This window comes from Bradyrhizobium sp. NBAIM03, assembly GCF_020194055.1.
GTDB classification, from domain to species: Bacteria; Pseudomonadota; Alphaproteobacteria; order Rhizobiales; family Xanthobacteraceae; genus Bradyrhizobium; species Bradyrhizobium yuanmingense.
Map to the genome: position 1 here is coordinate 1 of NZ_JADYVS010000207.1, position 418 is coordinate 418.

At 71.3% G+C, this 418-nt stretch carries 1 protein-coding gene; it reads left to right on the forward strand.

What is annotated here, in order from left to right:
• Positions 1-418 (forward strand): substrate binding domain-containing protein (locus I6F21_RS38120; RefSeq protein ID WP_225184434.1); only part of this gene is annotated, 418 nt, incomplete at both ends.

Genomic DNA, 418 nt, shown 5'->3' on the forward strand with positions numbered 1-418 from the left:
GGCTGAGCGCGTTCCGCGCCGCGCACCCGCGGCTGCGCCTGCACCTGCGCCTGTCCGACGAGGTCGCCGACGTGTTCCTCGAACCGGTCGACGTGGCCATCCGCATCGGCCACTTCGATGACGCCAACTACGTAGCCCTTCCCCTGCTGGAAGGCAACCGGCGCGTGCTGGCCGCCTCGCCCGGCTACCTGCAGCGGCGTGGCCCGCCCACGCGCCTGGAGGATCTGCGCGAGCACGACTGCCTGGTCTATCAACTCAATGGCCGCGCCTACGATCGCTGGTCGTTCGAGGTGGACGGGCGCCGCAGCGTGGTTCCGGTACGCGGCCCGCTGGTCTGCGACGACGCCGACGTGGTGCGGCGCTGGGCCGTGGCCGGCGAAGGCATCACCTACAAGTCCTGGCTGGACCTGCGCGAGGA